A 316-nucleotide genomic window follows, 5' to 3' on the forward strand; every position below is an offset into this window, starting at 1 on the left:
AACGATTCAATGAACGCGTTCTGCATCGGCTTTCCCGGTGCGATGTAATGCCAGTCGATCTTGTGCCGATCGGCGAAGCCCAGGATGGCATTGGAGGTGAGCTCGGTGCCGTTGTCGCTGACAATCATCTTCGGCTTGTCACGTACCGCCATGAGCGCTTCGAGCTCTCGGGCAACCCGCAGACCCGAGAGGGATGTATCAGCGACGAGCGCCAGGCATTCGCGCGTGCAGTCATCCACGACCGTCAGAACCCTGAACCGGCGACCATCGGTGAGCTGGTCGGAGACAAAGTCCAGCGACCAGCGCTCGTTGGGTG

At 60.4% G+C, this 316-nt stretch carries 1 protein-coding gene; it reads right to left on the minus strand.

Features of this window, described 5'->3' with window-relative positions; genetic code table 11:
* Positions 1 to 316: DDE-type integrase/transposase/recombinase (locus NDI72_RS21975; protein ID WP_283801806.1), on the minus strand; the 316-nt coding region annotated here is incomplete at both ends.

Origin of the sequence: Nitratireductor sp. GZWM139, from assembly GCF_030068685.1 — a bacterium.
Taxonomy (GTDB): Bacteria; Pseudomonadota; Alphaproteobacteria; order Rhizobiales; family Rhizobiaceae; genus Nitratireductor; species Nitratireductor aquimarinus.